Origin of the sequence: Halomonas sp. DQ26W, assembly GCF_003339685.1 — a bacterium.
Lineage (GTDB): Bacteria > Pseudomonadota > Gammaproteobacteria > Pseudomonadales > Halomonadaceae > Halomonas.
This window is the reverse complement of the sequence record NZ_QPKI01000017.1, coordinates 1-18344: the sequence shown is the minus strand read 5'-3', so window position 1 is coordinate 18344 and position 18344 is coordinate 1. Positions and strand designations below refer to the sequence as shown.

At 60.8% G+C, this 18344-nt stretch carries 14 protein-coding genes and 1 pseudogene; 8 read left to right on the top strand and 7 right to left on the bottom strand.

Going from position 1 to position 18344, the window contains the following annotated elements:
* Nucleotides 1–58: 58 nt before the first annotated feature.
* A complete protein-coding gene (locus tag DU490_RS10350) occupies nucleotides 59–814 on the bottom strand; it encodes a creatininase family protein (RefSeq protein WP_114574218.1) in 756 nt (251 codons plus the stop codon).
* A 92-nt stretch (nucleotides 815–906) separates the two neighbouring features.
* On the opposite strand from DU490_RS10350, the pseudogene DU490_RS10345 reads away from it, so the two are divergent.
* Nucleotides 907–1050, top strand: a pseudogene (locus DU490_RS10345) (DUF3008 family protein); the annotation flags it as partial.
* A 302-nt stretch (nucleotides 1051–1352) separates the two neighbouring features.
* Here the strand turns inward: DU490_RS10345 and DU490_RS10340 are convergent.
* Both DU490_RS10340 and dbpA read right to left on the bottom strand, forming a co-directional pair.
* Entirely contained in the window at nucleotides 1353–2219 is an 867-nt protein-coding gene (locus DU490_RS10340) for a PA4780 family RIO1-like protein kinase (RefSeq protein WP_114574217.1), read from the bottom strand.
* Nucleotides 2220–2267: 48 nt separating this feature from the next.
* Complete coding sequence (gene dbpA / locus DU490_RS10335) at nucleotides 2268–3701, bottom strand: ATP-dependent RNA helicase DbpA (RefSeq protein ID WP_114574216.1); 1434 nt, start codon at nucleotides 3699–3701, stop codon at nucleotides 2268–2270.
* A gap of 247 nt (nucleotides 3702–3948) precedes the next feature.
* On the opposite strand from dbpA, the gene DU490_RS10330 reads away from it, so the two are divergent.
* Nucleotides 3949–5415, top strand: a complete 1467-nt coding sequence (locus tag DU490_RS10330) for a dihydrolipoyl dehydrogenase (protein ID WP_114574215.1) — start codon at nucleotides 3949–3951, stop codon at nucleotides 5413–5415.
* 148 nt (nucleotides 5416–5563) lie between these two features.
* The gene (locus DU490_RS10325) at nucleotides 5564–5920 is read left to right on the top strand and encodes a hypothetical protein (protein ID WP_114574214.1); all 357 of its coding nucleotides are present in this window, start codon (nucleotides 5564–5566) and stop codon (nucleotides 5918–5920) included.
* A gap of 1 nt (nucleotide 5921) precedes the next feature.
* On the opposite strand, the gene DU490_RS10320 is transcribed toward DU490_RS10325, so the two are convergent.
* Nucleotides 5922–6527, bottom strand: a complete 606-nt coding sequence (locus tag DU490_RS10320) for a LysE/ArgO family amino acid transporter (protein ID WP_114574213.1) — start codon at nucleotides 6525–6527, stop codon at nucleotides 5922–5924.
* 131 nt (nucleotides 6528–6658) lie between these two features.
* On the opposite strand from DU490_RS10320, the gene DU490_RS10315 reads away from it, so the two are divergent.
* Nucleotides 6659–7531 carry a LysR family transcriptional regulator ArgP gene (locus DU490_RS10315; protein ID WP_114574212.1) on the top strand — a complete coding sequence of 291 codons (873 nt, stop codon included), beginning with the start codon at nucleotides 6659–6661 and terminating at the stop codon, nucleotides 7529–7531.
* Between the two features lie 43 nt (nucleotides 7532–7574).
* Here the strand turns inward: DU490_RS10315 and DU490_RS10310 are convergent, their stop codons facing one another.
* Nucleotides 7575–11186 (bottom strand): AsmA family protein, encoded by a 3612-nt coding sequence (locus DU490_RS10310; RefSeq protein ID WP_181870012.1) that lies wholly within the window; start codon nucleotides 11184–11186, stop codon nucleotides 7575–7577.
* A 609-nt stretch (nucleotides 11187–11795) separates the two neighbouring features.
* Here DU490_RS10310 and DU490_RS10305 point away from each other — a divergent pair.
* The 3 genes from DU490_RS10305 to DU490_RS10295 all read left to right on the top strand — a co-directional run bounded on the left by DU490_RS10305 (nucleotide 11796) and on the right by DU490_RS10295 (nucleotide 14114).
* Nucleotides 11796–12107: a hypothetical protein gene (locus DU490_RS10305; protein WP_114574210.1), complete on the top strand. Its 312-nt coding sequence runs from the start codon at nucleotides 11796–11798 to the stop codon at nucleotides 12105–12107.
* A gap of 314 nt (nucleotides 12108–12421) precedes the next feature.
* Nucleotides 12422–12808: a septal ring lytic transglycosylase RlpA family protein gene (locus DU490_RS10300; protein WP_114574209.1), complete on the top strand. Its 387-nt coding sequence runs from the start codon at nucleotides 12422–12424 to the stop codon at nucleotides 12806–12808.
* A gap of 559 nt (nucleotides 12809–13367) precedes the next feature.
* Nucleotides 13368–14114, top strand: coding sequence for an ATP-binding protein (locus tag DU490_RS10295; RefSeq protein WP_220270483.1), 747 nt, complete (start codon nucleotides 13368–13370; stop codon nucleotides 14112–14114).
* Nucleotides 14115–14136: 22 nt separating this feature from the next.
* On the opposite strand, the gene DU490_RS10290 is transcribed toward DU490_RS10295, so the two are convergent.
* Nucleotides 14137–14391 carry a transposase family protein gene (locus tag DU490_RS10290; RefSeq protein WP_147270455.1) on the bottom strand — a complete coding sequence of 85 codons (255 nt, stop codon included), beginning with the start codon at nucleotides 14389–14391 and terminating at the stop codon, nucleotides 14137–14139.
* Between the two features lie 383 nt (nucleotides 14392–14774).
* Nucleotides 14775–17288: a CoA transferase gene (locus DU490_RS10285; protein WP_114574207.1), complete on the bottom strand. Its 2514-nt coding sequence runs from the start codon at nucleotides 17286–17288 to the stop codon at nucleotides 14775–14777.
* 444 nt (nucleotides 17289–17732) lie between these two features.
* On the opposite strand from DU490_RS10285, the gene DU490_RS10280 reads away from it, so the two are divergent.
* On the top strand, nucleotides 17733–18245 hold the full coding sequence (locus DU490_RS10280; RefSeq protein WP_181870011.1) for a BCCT family transporter: 513 nt from the start codon (nucleotides 17733–17735) through the stop codon (nucleotides 18243–18245).
* The last annotated feature ends 99 nt before the right edge of the window (nucleotides 18246–18344 follow it).

Here is an 18344-nt window from a genome sequence, read left to right as displayed (position 1 = left end):
TCACCACGACCATGGCAACCCGCGGCGCCCTTTACAAGGCGGCTCGAGACACGACCCGCTATTGCCCGCAGCCAAGGAAGGCGCGGTATGCGTCCCAGGTATCCTCGACCGCCGCGGCCTGGAAAAGCTCGCCATGCTCGATTCGCGCCAACGCCGGGTCTGAGCCCATGCGACCGTCGGGAAAGCGGCGACGAAATTCATCGGCATCGCAATTGGCACTGCCGGATGGCGCAATACGGGGCGACATGGCCACATCCTTGACCGCCTCGGGGCGAGCAAACCAGGAGAGCGACACCTCTGACGCCGTGGCATGCCCCCCTTCCGCGTCGCCGTACAGCGACTGGGCCAGCTCACGCACGCGCGGGCCGGCGAACCAGTTGCTCAGGGTCAGATGCAGCGCATCCGACGGCTGTCCTTCGCTGCGCAGGCTGCGCTCGGAGTAGATCTCGGCGAAGGCCGCGTTGACGGTGGCGATGTTGCCGCCGTGCCCATTGAGAAAGAACACATGGGTGAAGCCGTGGCGGGCGAGCGAGATCACGGTATCCCGCAACACCGCGATCAGGGTGCTGGGTCGAAGACTGATGCTGCCGGGAAAGGCCAGGTGATGCTGCGCCATGCCGATACTCTGGGTCGGTCCCACCAGAATATCGTGGCGCTCGCCCACCTCCCAGGCAACGCTCTCGGGGCAAATGGCATCAGTGCCGAGCAGGCCGTTTGGACCATGCTGTTCGGTGGAGCCGATGGGTATGATGATGCCGGTAGAGCGTTGCAGGTAGCCCTCGACTTCCTGCCAGGTGGCATGCTGAAGCTTCATGACTGTCTCCTTATGATCATCTCCCTGGGCTATCACACCAGTGCCAGGGCTCAGCCGTCGGGGGTGTTGTTCGGTAACCGGCCGGCGCTGCCTTTTCCGTCAAGCGTGGAGAGCAGAAGGTCGGCGAACTCGACGCTGCAGCGAAGCAGATGTACGAATCGATGGATGAGCAGGAACTGGAGAAGATGGCCTCGACAAAGCAGAACACCAAGCTGAAGCATAACGCCAATTCCTGAGGAAAAAAGGCAACTCAAGCACGTATTTCGGAAGCGCTGAACAAATCGACGAGTGAGATGAAGCGCAAGGCGCACGGAGCACAGAGCACGGAGCACGGAGCACAGAACCGAGCGAAGCGACAAACATCCTCAGGATGGCTCCGAAGGAGCGAGAAGCCGAAGGCTTCGAGTCAACCGGAGCATATGGGTATATGTGAGGAATCCGCCGGTCCGACACTTCGGCACCGCGCAACGTAGCGATTCGCTCGCGCAGGCATTTGTGCAGTGTTTCCCTTCAGCACTCACAACAGCAACAGGGAGGATCAGTCCTCGTCGTCACCCTGTTCGTTGCGGGCCAGCATTGCCAGGTGTTCATCCTGCTCTTCCCGGGCGTCTTCGATCACCGCCAGCAGATCGTCGACATCCACAGCGGTGGTGTCGTAGGCGAAGCAGCCGGTCAGCTTGACCTCCGGATGCAGTTCCCCGGCTTCATAAAGCGCCCAGATTTCCTTGCCGTAGTCGGTATTGAGCAGTTCCGGAGCGTAGCGTCCGAAATAGGCGCGCATGTTGTCGACGTCGCGCTCCAGCATCATCTCGGCGCTGTTGTTACCGGCCGCATCCACCGCTTGGGGCAGGTCGATGATCACCGGGCCGTCGGGCGCCAGCAACACATTGAACTCGGAGAGGTCACCATGAATCAGACCGGCACATAGCATACGCACCACGTCGCCGATGACCTCGGCGTAATACTCACGGGCCTGCTCGGCGGTGAGGGTGACGTCGTCCAGGCGCGGAGCGGCATAGCCCTCGGCGTCGGTGATCATTTCCATGAGCAGCACGCCGTCGACGAAGCCGAAGGGCTTGGGCACCCGCACCTCCGCGGCCGCGAGCCGATAGAGCGCGTCTACCTCGGCATTCAGCCAGGCCTGCTCCTGCTCCTTCTGGCCATAGCGGGTCTTCTTGGCCATTGCCCGGCCCTGGCGGCTGTTACGGACCTTGCGGCCTTCCTGGTATTGCACGGCCTGCTTGAAGCTGCGTTGCTTGGCTTCCTTGAAGACCTTGGCACAACGCAATTCACCACCGGCACGAACCACATAGACCTGGGCCTCCTTGCCGCTCATCAGCTGAGCGACGACTTCGTCGACCATGCCGTCTTCAACCAGCGGTTGTAATCGCTTGGGTATTTTCATATCACCACTTTGGCATATCGCCTTACGAGCGTATCGTCTTGCTGCATGTCAGCGGCTGACGCGCCGGGCGCGAAACGAACGCCCCTTGAGTTTTCCCGCGCTCAACTGCGCAAGCGCCGCCTTGGCGACCTCACGCTGCACGGCCACATAGGCGCTGCGTTCCAGCACCTTGATCTTGCCTACCTGATCGCCCTGAATACCGCCTTCGCCGGTCAGGGCGCCCAGGATATCCCCCGGGCGCACCTTCTGCTTCTTGCCGCCATCGAGCTGAAGCGTGGCCATGGGCGGTGCCATGGGCTCGCCCGACAGGGCACGGCGGGATGGCAGCGACTCGGTCACCAACTGCTGACCGAGAAAGTCGCCGAGCCGCTCCAGGCGGTACGTCTCCTGCTCGCTGACCAGGGTACAGGCCACACCGGAACTGCCGGCCCGGCCGGTACGCCCGACCCGATGCACATGCACCTCTAGTTCGCGGGCGATACGGTAATTGAATACCGCATCCAGGGCGTCGATATCCAGCCCCCGGGCCGCCACGTCGGTGGCTACCAGTATCGAGGCGCTCTTGTTGGCGAATAGTATCAGCAGACGATCGCGGTCGCGCTGCTCGAGATCGCCGTGTAGCGCCAGGGCGCTAAAACCGGCCTGGACCAGGGCCTCGGCCACCTCATCGGTTTCACGTTTGGTGTTGCAGAACACCGCACTTGACTGGGGGCGATGATGTAATAACAGCAGACGAAGTGCTTCAAGGCGCTGCGACTCGTCACCCAGCCGATAGAAATGCTCACGAATGCTGGTTTCGTCATGGGTCTCGCTCACCGCCACGCTCACAGGATCACGCAGAAAACCTTCGGCAACGGCACGAATGCCTTCGGCGCCGTCGCCCTGAAGGCCGGTGGCGCTGAACATAAGGGTCTGGCGACTGCTGGGCGTCTCGCCGATAATCGCCTCAAGCGCCTGCTGAAAGCCCATGTCGAGCATGCGATCGGCTTCGTCGAGCACCAGGGTATCCAGCGATGCCAGGCTCAGCGAGCCCTTGCGCAGGTGCTCCTCGACCCGCCCTGGCGTACCCACCACGACATGCGCCCCGTGGGAGAGCGAATTGAGCTGCGGCCCCAGTGGCGCGCCGCCACAGAGGGTCAGCACCTTGACGTTGGGCAGCGCACGCGCTAGTCGGCGGATCTCTCCGGCCACCTGATCGGCCAGTTCGCGGGTAGGACACAGCACCAGGGCTTGAACGCTGAAACGCGCCAGCGTAAGCCGCGAGAGCAGAGCCAGGCCGAAGCAAGCCGTCTTGCCCGATCCGGTTTTCGCCTGGGCGACCACATCCCGCCCCGCCAGCATCACCGGCAGGCTGGCAGCCTGGATCTGCGTCATGGCGTGATAGCCAAGCGAGTCCAGGTTGCTGAGCAGTTCCGGCGGCAGCGATAGCGCCGTGAAGGCAACCTCGCCTGGAGAGTCGGAGTCGGAAGCGAAATCAGACACGGCAGCTATCCTGCAAAAAATAGGGGTGGGGGCCGGGGTAACGCGCGAACGAGGGCGAGAGCCGCATGGTAAGGGCCGAAGGGAGCGAAAACCGAAGGCGCACAGAATAGCAGAAAGGGGCGAGAAATGCCGAAGGTTTAGCCTGCCCGCCAACGCGCACCATCCTGTTCTACGCTGAGACGGAGTGAGTCGATCGGACTCCGGTCCGGTGCCCCTTGGCGACCGGGAGAAAATGCAGGAGAGAATGATGGAAGCACGTGAAGTCGATGTTGCAATTATCGGAGCCGGCAGCGCCGGCCTGAGCGCCTGGCACGCTGCCCGCAAGCACAGCGAAAGCGTCGTGCTGATCGAAGGAGGACCGCTTGGTACCACCTGTGCTCGGGTAGGTTGCATGCCATCGAAGCTGCTGATCGCCGCTGCCGATGCCGCCCACCACGCGCGGGACGCCGGCGGCTTCGGCGTGCGCACCGGGCCGATCGAGGTCGACGGTCGCGCAGTCATGGCCCGGCTCAAGCAGGAACGCGACGGTTTCGTGGGCCATGTGCTGGAGTCGATGAAGCGGATAGACGCAGCCGATCGCATCGCTGGCCATGCCCGCTTCGAAGCGCCACACACCCTGATCGTCGGCGAGAGCCTGCGTCTCCAGGCGCGCACCATCGTCATCGCCACCGGTTCTCGCACCAGTTGGCCCGAGCTCTTCGAGGCGGCAGGCGACCGGTTGATCGTCAACGACGATGTTTTCGAGTGGGACGAATTGCCGGAATCGGTCGCCGTGTTCGGTCCCGGCATCATCGGACTGGAACTGGGCCAGGCACTGCATCGGCTCGGCGTTCGGGTGCGCATCTTCGGCAAGCGTGGCTCACTGGGGCCCTTCCAGGAACCGGCCCTGCGAGACTATGCTGATCGCACCTTCAACGAGGAGTTCTATGTCGACCCCCAAGCCAAGGTGGAAACCATCGAACGCGACGGTGAACAGGTGATCATCACCTTCCTGGAACGCCATACCGGCAAGCGGCTGACCGAACGCTTCGACTACCTGCTTGCCGCTACCGGCCGGCGGCCCAATGTTGACCGGCTCGGCCTGGAAAATGCCGGACTGGCGCTCAACGAGGACGGTGTTCCCTTCTATAACCGTTTCACCATGCAGTGCCGGAACGAGAATGAGAGTGGCAGCCACGTCTTCATTGCCGGCGACGCCAACCAGGAGTTGCCGCTGCTGCACGAGGCCACCACCCAGGGCCGCATCGCCGGAGACAACGCCGGCCGCTATCCGGAACGGCGGGCCGGGCTCCGCAACACCCCACTATCGATCGTCTTCACCGACCCGCAGATGGCGACAATTGGCCAGGGGCGCGCCGTCCTCGAACAGCGTCTGGGCGGGTGCGACCGCATCGCGGTGGGCGAGGCCACCTTCGACAACCAGGGCCGCGCCAGGGTCTTGCGGCAGAATCGCGGGCTGATGCGCCTCTACGCCGAGCACGGCTCGGGACTGTTCCTGGGCGGCGAGCTCTTCGGCCCACGGATGGAACACATCGCCCATCTGCTGGCCTGGGCGCTGGAGCAGCGAGCGGGGGTCAGCCAGATGCTCGACATGCCGTTCTATCACCCGGTACTCGAAGAGGGGCTACGTAGTGCCCTGCGGGATCTCAGCGCCAACCTTCAGCAAGGGCCCGCCATCGTGGAGCGCTGCATGGAACACGGACCCGGCGATTGACGCTCGGCAGAGGTCGGCAAAAAACAAACGGCTGCCTCACAAGCAGGAGAGCGCCTCCTACCTTGTGGACACACACAGGCACCTCGCGACAGTTGGGGGTTGCTGATATAACGAAGTGACACGTCTCGGCAACCCGCAGGAGAGCGCCATGGCCGATATCACATCCCGGCTGGAAGCCGTCAAGGAGGGGATCAGGATGCTGGCGAACCTGGCGGAAGGCGAGCAGGCCGAGGCCGCTCGGCAGCTGGCGGCCAAGCTCGGCGCCGATCTCGACCACGTGGCGGCAGAGGCCACGGCCCAGCCGAAAACCCCAATATCCCCGATAAAGGCGCCGCCCCTCGCGCCTCGCCATGTAGATATCCGCTGCCCGGTCTGTTCACTGCGAACCTTCACCTTTCAGAAGGGCATGATGCGTGAATCGATCGATTCAGACACCGGCTTCGAGGCGTTCTATCACTGCCTGAGCTGCGGTCATGAGGCATGGCTGGAGTCGGCTCTCGACTGATCTACACCCCATTGCGAACCAGGTGGAGCGCCACCGCGGCCATCATCAGCCCTATCACGCCATCGATCAGGCGCCAGGCAAGGGGGCGAGAAAGCCAGGGCGACAGCAGCGCGCCACCCCAGGCCAGCAGGCTGAACCACAGGATAGAGGCGGTGCTGGCGCCGGCCACAAAGGTCGTTGCGCTCTCCTGCTGGGCGCCGATGGCGGGGATCAGCAGCAGGGTATCAAGGTAGACCTGGGGATTGAGAACCGTCACCGCCAGGGTGGCGAACAGCACATGCTTCAGGCTGCGCCCACCCGCCTTCGATGCCGTCAGCGCCTGGCGCCCGGTTGCAGCCCGATAGAACGCCTGGACAGCAAGCCAGGATAGAAATGCCACCCCCATCCAGCGCATTGCCTCCATAGCGTTCGGCATGGTCAACAGAAGCGCGCTGACGCCGAACATGCCGGCCGTCAGCAGCACCACATCGGTACCCATGCAGAGTCCGGCCGACCACCAGTGATGCTCACGCCTGACAGCCAGGCCCAGCACGTAGGCGTTCTGTGCCCCGATGGCAATGATGATCCCGCCGCACACCACCAGCCCAGTGAGGTAACTCTCCAGCATCGCCTGCCCCTCCTTCAGAGATTCCTGTTGTTGAATGCGGCAAGCATAAGGGCGGAGGAGTATACTGAAAAATCATACTGCTAATAATGCATCAGCTTTACTAATAACATTTTTCTAATACCGGGGGACCCATGCTGGACTACAAGCTCCTTCACGCCCTGGCCACGGTCATCGAATGCGGGGGATTCGAGCGCGCCGGCGATGCCTTGGGGCTCTCGCAGTCGGCGGTTTCCCAACGTATCAAGTCGCTGGAGGTCCGCCTGGGTCAGCCGGTGCTAATCCGTCATCCCGAACTGCACCCCACCCCCGCCGGTCAGCGGTTGCTCAATCACTATCAGCAGGTACAGCTGCTCGAGCGGGACCTGCGATCCACCCTGCCCACCCTGGAGGAGTCCGCTCCCAGGCTGCGTATCGCGATCAACGCCGACAGCCTGGTAACCTGGTGGGCAGACGCCGTGGGTGAGCTATGCCGGGCCGAAGGCCTGCTGCTGGACCTGGTGGTCGAGGACCAGGACGTGGGGCTCAAGCGGCTGCGCGACGGCGATGTCGCCGCCTGCCTGTGTGCCAGCCCCCAACCCATCGCCGGGGCTCGCTGTGTGCCCCTTGGCGAGATGGCCTATCACCCGCTGGCCACACCGGACTATATCGCTCGCCACTTCCCCCATGGCCCTTCCATCGACGCCTTCCGCCAGGCACCCGCCATCGTCTTCGGCCCCCACGACCAGTTGCAGCATCGCTTCCTTGCCCAGTGCGGCTACCACGGCAGTTTTCCCTATCACCTCTGCCCCTCTTCGGAGGGCTTCGTGCGGCTGGCCCTCGCCGGCATGGGCTACGGCATGATCCCGCAGATGATGCAGGCGGATGCACTGATGGCGGAGGGCAGGCTGGCCAGCATCGCACCGGGCGAATCGCTTTCGGTACCGCTCTACTGGCACTTCTGGCGCCATAGCGGCGCCGTACTGGAGCGACTGACCCGCGCCCTTGGCGAAGTGGTGCTGAAATAGTGGCCTGAAATAACGAACACCGAGTTAGCCAGACGCCATCCTGCTATTCATGGTATTGCGCCAGCGCCTCATCACAGCCCATCCCCACGTCTTCCCCGCCGCCGGGGTCGATCCAGGGCAGGATCGCCAGCGGCGGCGCGACCAGGGCACCTAGTGCAGAGAGCACCCCCCGTGTCAGCAATTCAGGGGTCACTACCTCCACCTCCAGGTTGCTCAGTGACCCTTCAAGCTTGACCGGGGTATTGGCCGTAAAAAAGGTGACTTCCCTGTTGTGGCCTTCAAACGCCATGTCCAGTTCCTCGGTGGCCAGGCTCATTGCCCCGGCACCCACGAAGTGGGCAATCTCGGTGGCCATGAAGAAATTCTCCAGGGTGACCAGGCCATTGTCGGCCTTGAAGTGGACGTAACTGCATTCCAGGCGCACCTGCCCATCTTGCCCGGATAGCGCTTCCACGAAGGCGTTGGCGACATTCAGGGGCATGAGTTCCGCGGCGATGATATCCAGCCAACCCTGGGACATGGCCAGCTTCAGCTCGCCGTCGAGCCCGGCCATGAGCTCGGCCATCGAGCGGCCGCGAAAATCGAACTCACCGTGACCGCCGATGATGCCGAGAGTGTCTTCGGCCACATCGGGAAGCCCTGCCTCGTCCAGCAGTGCGGCGAGATTCACCTGGCTGATCTCCAGCTCCAACTCGCCCACGACAGCCTCCTGATGCGCATCCAATACCCAGGCGGCATAAACCTGGCCCCCGCCGAGCCCCACTCGCAGCGGTGAGACTGTCATCACCCCCTGCTCCAACTCGAGGTCAAGACTAAGATCGTTGAGCGGTGCGTACCGGGAGTGGACCTCGGCGGCACGGTAGTCGAGTACGGCGTCGGTATTGCGCAGCGCCTCCAGGTCCCAATGATGATCAGAGAAGATCCTCTGGTGGCGTTCTACGTCGGCTATCCAGGACTGCTGATCGGAAGATGCCGCTTCATCCGGCCCGTTTTCCGGCTCGATACCCAGCAGCTCATCGACATCGACCCACTCAGAGGTCAGGGTGGCCCACACCTGATTCCGCTCACCCAGACGCAGACGCAGATCACCGGCGACGTCGCTGGTACCGACGCTCCCCTCCAGCCCATCCAGGTTCAGGAGACCGTCGCTGTAGCGCAGGTAGCCGGCGACCTCATAGGGCGGCAGGTCCGGCAGGCTGATGCCGGTGAGTTCGGTCAGCTCCGCCGGGGTGGGGCCTTCTAGCCGGGCATCGCCCTCCACCGATTCCAGCGCGAAGGGGCGGACGACGCTGCCATTGATGTACAGCCGGGTGTCGCGGGCACTCAGCTCACCGGTCACCGGATAGGGTGTCTCGTCGACGGCCAGGCCGAGCAGTCCCCCTACGACCAGGTCGTAGGCAAACGGCTCCTGCTCATAGGTGCCGTCACCGACCAGGTGTACGCCGGGGGTGTCGGCCCCCTCCACCGAACTGGCCTGCAGGGAAAGCGCCAGATCCCACTGTGTGGCGTGATAGTTCAGCGCCGTGTCCTCGAACCGCAGCCCGCCCTCTACCACCGTCACGTTGAGCCGGCCGGACAAGATCCCGTCTCCGCCCAGGCCTAGCGGATTCAGCGCCATGCCGAGATTGACCTGATCGAGCTGGGCCGAAATGCTCGCCGCCAACCGCTGGTCCCGCTCTTCGGCCCATCCCTCCAGGGTCAGGGCCCCCTGCTGCCCCCCGACCTCTTCCTGATGGGCATGAAAGTGCACAATGGTGAGCCGCGGCCCATCGACTCGCCCTTCAAATGTCACCTCGTGCAGGATCTGTCCATCATAGAGGAGCCGGTCGAACGCCAGATCGAACTCCGCGTCATACCCGTTCAGGCCCTGCAGCGCCTCGGCCAGGTCTCGGTCCCAGTCATGCCCTGGGCCCAAATCATCCCAAGCCGAGGGGTCATCCGCAGCCTCATCCGGCATCCAGCGGTCGAGGTCCAGCTCCTCGGTGTAAATGCGGGTTGCGATGTGCGGCACGTCACGCCCGAGATCTGCCGTCAGGTCGCCCGTCAGTTGAAGTTCGTCGATGTGCCCTTGAGCATCGTCGAGGCTCAGCACGTTGTCGCTGTATCGCAGGTAGGCTTCAAGCCAATAGGGTGGCAGTGTCGGTAAATTGACCCCGAATAGTGCAGCGACCGCCTCGGGCGTAGGCCCCTCCAGGCGAACGTCGCCTTCAATCGCCTCTGACTCGAAGGGGCGCACCAGGCGCCCATCCATCTGCAGCAGGGTATCGCCCGCGCTCAACTCCCCGACCAGCGGATAGTTTGCCGCCTCATCGACTAGGCCGACAGGTCCCACCGTGAGGTCATATTTGATCGGCTGTCCCTCATAGGCACCGTCGCCGACCAATCGCACCGCCGGCCTGTCGCTATGGTCGACCTCGCGCGACTCGGCACTCAGCGAAAGCGCCAGCTCCCAGGCCGGTACGCGATAGTCAAGAACAGTATCCTCAAACTGCAGCACCCCTTCCTGCAGCCGGGCATTGAACCGACCATCGACTATGCCCACCTCAGTCAGCCCCAGCGGTGCCAGGGCCGCGGTCAAGTCGAAGGTGTCGAATCGTGCCGACATGGCGGCTACCGGGCGCTGCTCATGTAACTCGATGCGGCCCTCCGCCTCGAGTGCCCGTGGCGACTCCTCACCCTCTACTCGCTGCTCCGCCTCAAGGCGGTCAATGACGACACTACCCTCATCGGCCCGGCCCTGAAGGATCAGCCCATGAAGAACCTGATCGCCATAGCGCAGCTCCTCCACAGCAACATCCAGTACTGCCTCGTACGTCCCCAGCGCAGCCATCACTTCGGCCAGTTCATGCTCCCATTCAGGGCCGGGAAAGGGACTGTCCGTGTCATTGACCCAGCGCTCCAGGTCCAGTTCGACCATATCGAGTCGCGCTTCGAAGGAAAGCACATCCAGGTCGAGATCCAGCTCCAGGGCACCGGAGAACAGGTCATTGCCGACCCGTCCATCCATCGACTCCACATGAAGGTAATCCTCCGCCCGCAGATAATGCACCCGCCCCCGATATTGCAGTTCGTCTTCCTGGAGTCGTCCATCCCCCCAAATCTCCAGGCTTAGCCCCTCCATCGCGCCCGCTTCCGGCGTCTGGAAGACGGCATCGAGCTGAAGACCCAGGACCGCATCGCGGTAGACCAGATGCCCCTCGCCGATGTTGAACATGTCAGGCCACAGGGGCTCGTCATCTTCGCCCTGCTCCTTCGGATCGTCGCCTTCGAATATTCCCTCCCAGTTACTGGAGCCATCCTCTCGACGAATCAAGTGAAGCACCGGCTGATCGATGGCGATATGGTCCAGCTCCACCCTGCCTTGCAGCAGCGCACGGACATTGAGAGTGATCGACAGCTCGTACATGCGCGCCAACGGCTCTTCTTCTGCCCATTCAGCGTTGGCAATGCCCACTTCATCGAGCTGCAGCGTCACGGGCGCTCCCCAGCCGATGCTATGACCAACAATTTCGACCTCACGACCGAGCTGCTGACTGGCCTGCCGCTCCAACCATTCGCGCATCCACGACGATTCCAGCAGCAGCAAGCCTGCAGCCACCAGAAGCAGCACCACGCCCGCCAGCGCAATACCGGTTAACCGAGCTGCCCTGTTCACATTTCCATCCCTGGCCATGCCGATACCCTTAACCATGGACAGAGAAGTGCAATCAGTCCAACCGGGAGCGCTGCCGCCTCACTCCCGTGCCAGTCCGCTCGCTACCGAGCCCAATATTGGCAGTCCACGCGGCCAGGGGGGGGCGTTCGAGCATCTGGTTACAAAAACAATGCTGCATTGCAGCAATAAAGCGCCTAGGCTGAATGATGAAGTCCCTACAGGAGGGCCAATGCAATGAACACTGCAACGCAACAAACTCAACCATTTGAAACCGAAGTACTGCAGTTCTGGGCCAACCAGGCACAGCTGCAGCGTGCCGCCTTTGATGGCTTGGCCGACTACCTGGCAAACGCATGTAGACCTCCCTCGCCCCCCCTTCAGGGTCACTCCAACCACACCTCCCACTAGCGTCGCATACCGGCCTTTGAGGGTGGCGTTACCTCGCCACGCCGTCAGCCTGCCGAGCTGGGAAGCGCCACCATGGTGGCGCTTCCCAGTCTTTGCACTTTATTGACGGCTTAAAGGGTATATAGTGGCATCGTACTATCTTTCTCATGCGGAGCAGAAAACACGATCGATCACTTTTCCAAGCCAGCCCGGAGGTTTCATATGAAAATCTATAAACCTGAGTGGCAATGCACGTTTAGCGTATATGAAGGCGTGGAAGAAGCGTCAAGTTGGATAGATCGCATCGCATGGCGATTGCGTCAACTTGCCGACAAGCTGGATGGCAGCGGAAGGACGATCAAGATCGACTGCAGCGTCACCCCCCACGTAAGTCGCCAGGATATCGACATCTGCCTGGGTAAAGGCTTTGAAGTCACCCAGGGCCTGCTGACCCAGCTCGCCCAGCAAGCGGCATGTGAAGACGTCATGCGTGACGCCAAGGCCGAGCTGTACAAGGAAGATTACCCGTCCTGATGGGGTTGACGCTTAGGTAGCTACCACACCCTGTTGAGCCTTGGCCCAACAGGGTGTTTTCGTATCAGGTTGCCCCTGGCCGGCAATACGGCTACTATCCTGCCGGCAACCCCTGTTAACGTCGGCGATCTTGTGACATATGGAAACTTACGAGTGACATATGGATACCGATTTCCGGTGGGCAACACATGCCTGGGGGCTGGCTTGAGACGAGTGCGAGGCTGGTGCAGCATGAGCCCGCGTCCTCAATCACTCATGGCGCCTGATCGTGGGATACGATTATGCGGCGCGATGCAGTAGTCACGAGGTGAAACATGGCGACACAAACTCGCCTGATCCAGACAGGTGCTCTGGTTAGCTTGGTAGGCCTGTTGCTGGTTGGCAAAGTAGCGGCCCATGAAACACCGGAGCTTATCGACCAGGGCATAGCATCCTTCTACAGCGACCGCTTCCAGGGGCAGACGACCGCCAGCGGCGAGCCCTTCGACCAGCAGGCGCTGACAGCCGCCCACCCGAGCCTGCCATTCGGCACCGAAGTCGTGGTGACCCGCCCGGACAATGGCCGCGAGGTCACGGTGCTGATCAACGACCGCGGTCCTTTCGTCCAGGGGCGCATCATCGATCTCTCCAAGCGCGCCGCCAGGGAACTGGGCATGATCAACCGCGGAACCGCTCCGGTACTCGTCACCTCCGTGCAGTGATGGGGTGCTTTCACCCCCTTCACCATTGGCAGCCCTATTGAACTGGCTGTCATAACTCGCGCGCCGAAAACCCATAGGCCCGGCAGAACCCGCTGGGCTATAGTCTCCCCTGAAGTCGGCACTTAGCCCCTGCCAAATCAAATCCCGCAGACGTCCGACAAGAGCGACAATCAAGATGAGAAAGCCGAGATCTTGTGTCGTCGATGTCGTGAAGGAGGTCCCGAGCCGCGTGGCCGGCCTGGAACAGCAGATGGCAGCGGTACTGCCGCAACACGCTTGTAGTGCCAATTTTGAAAACGAATTTTAAACTAATCAGTAGATTACGCCTCAATCGAGAGCAACTCGATGGGGCCGTGAGCCAGGGCACCGGCTATAGCACGGGGCGACAAACGCGCGGGCTCGCTCGTTACCGTCACTCGATGATCAAGGATGCATGCTGGCCTGCTTCATAGTACCCGGGAACGAAACACCCCACCTCCCATTCCCCGGCCTTGCTTTCGGGAACCCACACATGGAGAGAGGCACTTTCGCCCGGTTCCAGTACGACACTCAGGAATCCGTGCGCGGCTTGCTCGCTCTCGCGTTCCGGACCGAACAGATTGACGCGATACAGGCCCGCCTCAGGGTCGGCGTCCCGCCCGAAATGCAGCTCGTGCGCGACCACACCGTTGTTTACAACATTCACAAGGTGAAACTCGCTTGCCTCGATATGAATCGGTGCTCCCCGCTAGGCACCTTCAGCCCGAACGTACATTTCGTTCAGCACGAGCTAGCCGAGCGTGAGCGGCGCCGCCTGGTCCGCCACCTCAAGGAGGCTCGGCTGCCGGTGGGCAAGACGCTGGAGACCTTTGAGTTCGACTCCGTCTCAGCCGACCACCGCCGGCAGCTGACCGCCCTTGCAGGCGACACCCAGTGGGTCGACCAGGCTTACAACCTGCTGCTGTTCGGCCCCTCCGGCGTGGGCAAGAGCCATGTGGCCGCCGGCTTGGGCCATGCACTGATCAACCAGGGCTACCGAGTCCGCTACACCACGGCATCGAGCCTGGTGCAGGAACTGCAGGCCGCCAAGCAAGCTCTGCGGTTGAGCGACGCGTTGACCAAGCTCGACAAGTATGCGGTGTTGATCATCACCGCCAACCAGCCGTTTAGCGCCTGGGACAGCATCTTCCCCGACAGCATGATGGCGGTGGCCGCCATCGACCGGTTGGTACACCACGCCACGCTGATGGAGCTGAGCGGAGAAAGCTACCGGAAACGCGCTTATCAACGTCAACTAAAAGGAGGAAAGGTCGCGTCGTCAGGGTGACGACAACACCCCACCCAACCGGTCATTTTAATCGTCGCCGACCGGTCAAAGTTGTTGACGCCGCATACCGGGAGGCCGTTTCATCCACGCCGACGGTGGCCACGCTGGACAGATCCAGCTCACCCAGCATGCGCCCCACGTAGTGGTACACGATGCACCACAGGCGCTTGTCGGAGATTTCCAGTTGCCGAGAGACGGCCAGCACCGGCATCTCTTTGACCAGCGAAATGCCGCCTGCTCGAACAGCAGGGTAAAGTCGCTGCCAGACCGCACCCAAGGCACTTCGATGCGCTTGACGCCATGCTTGGGACACTTGGTGCGCGGCACTCGGGGCAGGGGCAGAGGCTGGCTCGCTCGGCCTCAACATAGAGATCAAGGCGATGGGGCGACACGAAGGTATCCAGGTGCTGGTCCTTGAGAATCCAGGGCGCTTCCAGACCCAGGCCGAGAGTCATAATCTGAGTCCCGTCCATGCCATGCCTCCTGTCATTGTGGAGGCTCTATCGTGGCCCAACGCCGGGGGCGAATTCTACACCCACCGACGAAGAGCCTATAAAAGCCAGTAGTTGTGCCCGAAAGAAACGCATCCATAGAAGCCAATCGATCACAACAAACAGGGCCATGGTTGCTCAATCCATCGCTCCTTGGAGAACGCCAACCTCAGCTCGGCAGGAACTCACGCCCCCACCCCTCAGCGGCAATCTCTCGCTTTATCATCGAGTCGATTTCCCCCTCGCCATACCCCAGGCTTGCCAGAATCGAGCGGGTCGAGGCACCGAACCTCTCTGTTTGCGTCGGTGCCAGGATCTGCGCATGCGCTGGTCGAATCGAATAGTGATCGATCTGCGTAATGCAGTGACCGCTGGGGTGATTAGCATAGATCGAGAAAGCGTAGCTACCCTTGTCGGTCCCCATTCGACCATCCGCCTCACGGCTGTACTCGGCCCTAAGGTCCTCAATGCCCAGCGGTTGCGCTACGGCAATATCAGCCGCGTGCAGAACCTCGACCCAGTACGCCGACGGAGCCTGTCGGAAAGCCTTCGTGAGGAAGTCAGCGATGTTGTCGATCTCGCCAATTCCCTCCAGTCCCTCAACGCATTCCAACCGGGGCAACTCGGCACGGCTCGAATCCAGATAGATCCAGCCGTCACTGGTTGAATAAAAATGCGAGAGTTCATGATAACCCAGTGCTTCCCGGCCGGACGGCTCGTCGAAGGGGCCTCGCCCCGCATAGTCGAAGGCAAAGGGAATTTGAGCCAGGTTTGTGACCGCCGACAGCGATGTCCTGACGCGGGTCACCTCACCAGTCTTGTGCTTATGGTAGAGCGCAACTGCCATGCCCAGGCCGGCGGCGAAACCGCAATTGACGTCCAGCGTGCCTAGGTGAGCGTGCTCTTCCGGCGTGTCTGGTCCACCAAACCGGCTCATGATTCCGCTGTTCGCCTGAACAATATCGTCATAACCGATGTAGTCCGACTTCGGCCCACTGCGCGGGCCGCCGAGACAATCCAGGCGGCAGAATAGCACCCCTGGATTGATCGCCTGCAGACTGTCGTGATCGAGGCCCAGTGGTTTCATCTGGCGCTCCGGCGCGTTGATCACCACCATGTCGACACTCTTCACCAGCTGGTTGAAGACTTCCCGGCCTTCGCTGCCCATGATGTCGACGAGTGCGCTTCGCTTGCCCATGCCGGTCTGGAAGGTAAACAGCGTACCGATCAGCGGATCGTAGAGCGGCTTGACCGGATCCAGCTTGATTACTTCGGCACCGAATCGGGTCAGGAAGGCGGTGGAATGTGGGCCCGCGATAACATTGGTCAAATCCAGAACCCGCAACCCGTGGAGCCAACCTTGGCGACGAACCGGTTCGATATCTGTGCCCAGCGGGTGAGTGATTGTCTCCTGCGCCGCGACGGCACTCAGTTCTGCCAGTACCTCCTCGAAGCTGACTTGTCGTCTGGGTTGCGGCGTCAGCATCTCTTCGCCACAGCTTTCCAGCCATACGATCGGTCCTGGCTGCTTCATGCAGCCGAACTCGGGGTCGTCGACCTCGATGATCAGGCCAGCAGCGTTGGTATGCTCGTCGTTGACCCACTCCTGAGTGGTACGATGTGGCGCACCAGGAATGCCATTCTTTCCGAAGATGGCTCCCCATTCGGCGGATGTCTTGGTGAGAAAAGCTTTCTTCATCTTGGCTGAGATGATGTCGGCCCACTTCTTGGGCAGCGGGTACACGCCAATGGAAGTTTCCTCCTCCCATTCGCTGACCGGCAGGTGAAAATCCTCGACCTCAGGCAGCCCTTCAGCCACAAGCTCATCATAAAGCCCCAATGCCTCGAGGGCTCGACGTGCGTGATTGCGATGCGATGGGCACACACAGTAGAACATACGCCCATCTGCACATTCATATGTGCGGTAGAAGGGATCCAGATACTCCTGCAAATCGGTATAACTGACATCCATCGGAATACCATTGGCTTTCCGGTACTCGATTTCTTCCTCACGCATGGTCTTGTAACGATCGGGCAAACCATCGATAACGATGGAGTTGTAAGACAGCCCTTCCATCAGCGCCGCTGCGATGGGCACTTCGATGACGTCGCCGCGCCCTGTCTTCTCGCGCTCCAGCAGCGCCATCACCACCGCACTGGCGGCCAGAGTAGTCGCATAGGCGGAGCCCAGAGGCAGTGGAGAGAAGCTAGGATTGAGCCCCATCAGCACTCGATTGAAACCCATGTCAGTAAAGGCCCCCGAAGTCGCCGCGACCACCGCTTCCGTAGCCTTCCATTCACGCCGCAACTGGTCATTGCTGGCAAACCCCGGCATCGACAGCGTGACCAGTTCCGGCCGCTCGGCCTGGAGCCGGGTGAAATCCACGCCCAACCGTTGCATTACCCCTGGTCGGAAGCTTTCGATAACGACATCGGCCTTGGCGATCAATGCCAAGGCCTGCTCCAGGCCAGCTGGCGTGTTCATGTCCAGGGCTAGGCAGAGTTTATTTCTATTTAGGACCGCATTCGCTGGATGATTCCACTGAGGACCCTGCGGAGGATCAACATGCACCACGGTTGCACCGAGATCGGCCAGCACCATGGCCGTGGCTGGTCCGGCAATCTGCTGACCGAAATCAATGACACGGATTCCGGCTAAGGGAAGCTGCTTGCAGTTTTTCATGATGACTTGTTCTCTAAAAACGTGATCGAATTATCTTTGGGAACTTTCAGACAATGGAGCATTGAGCAACATCTCTCCTCGCCTGACTCGACAATAGCGATGCTAAATTTTGCAACCAAAAACAGCCAACAATAATAAACAACCCTTAGGCATAAGTTTTTTGATGTCTGGACAACACAGCAGTAGAGAGCAGCAAAACTACTCACCCACTGTGCTCATGCCACACGCATAAATTTTTCTTGCCCTCAGGGCATTTTTTTGTTGCTTGCCACCCAAGCCGCTCTTCACAAGAATGCACACCAAGCCTTACCCTTAAGCGCTCCGGACGCTCACACAATTCATTAAAAATCTCCCAAATCAAAAAAATACATACCAATATCCTGAAATTGGAAGAAGCACGCTACGAAAATCGCCTCACCAAGGAAAAAAGGAGAACCGTGCATCATGAATAACTATAAAGACTCTGTGCAAAAATCCGTATTGCTCGCCGGCGTTCATCCCATCATGCTATTGGGATCGGCCCTGCTCACCATAGCTTTTGTTATTTTCACCGTCATAGCCCCAGATCGTGCAAGCTCCATCTATAGTGCCGCCAATCAATTTATCACCTCTGCATTCAGCTGGTATTACATTGCCCTGATAAGTCTTGTTCTATTTTTTTCGGTATATATCATCTTCAGTAGGTACGGGGATATACGCTTAGGCAAAGTGGGAGAACGCCCTGAATTCAGCAATTTCGCCTGGTTCTCAATGCTATTTGGGGCCGGCATCGGCATCGGCATCCTGTTCTGGAGTATTGCTGAACCGATCTATCACTTCCAAAGCACCCCCTTCGTCAGCGATTCGCAGGCAATGGGCGTCGAGGCGGCCCAAGTGGCGATGCGAATCTCCATCTTTCATTGGGGATTGCATGGTTGGGGACTGTTTGCCGTGGTCGGCCCCCCAGTGTCAGGATGAGTGTCGTACCCTCTGATAGCCTGTTCTTATAAACCGATCAGGGGGCGAAAGGAGACACTCATGCCTCGTTACTCCGAGGAGCGCCGACAAGCCGTGGTG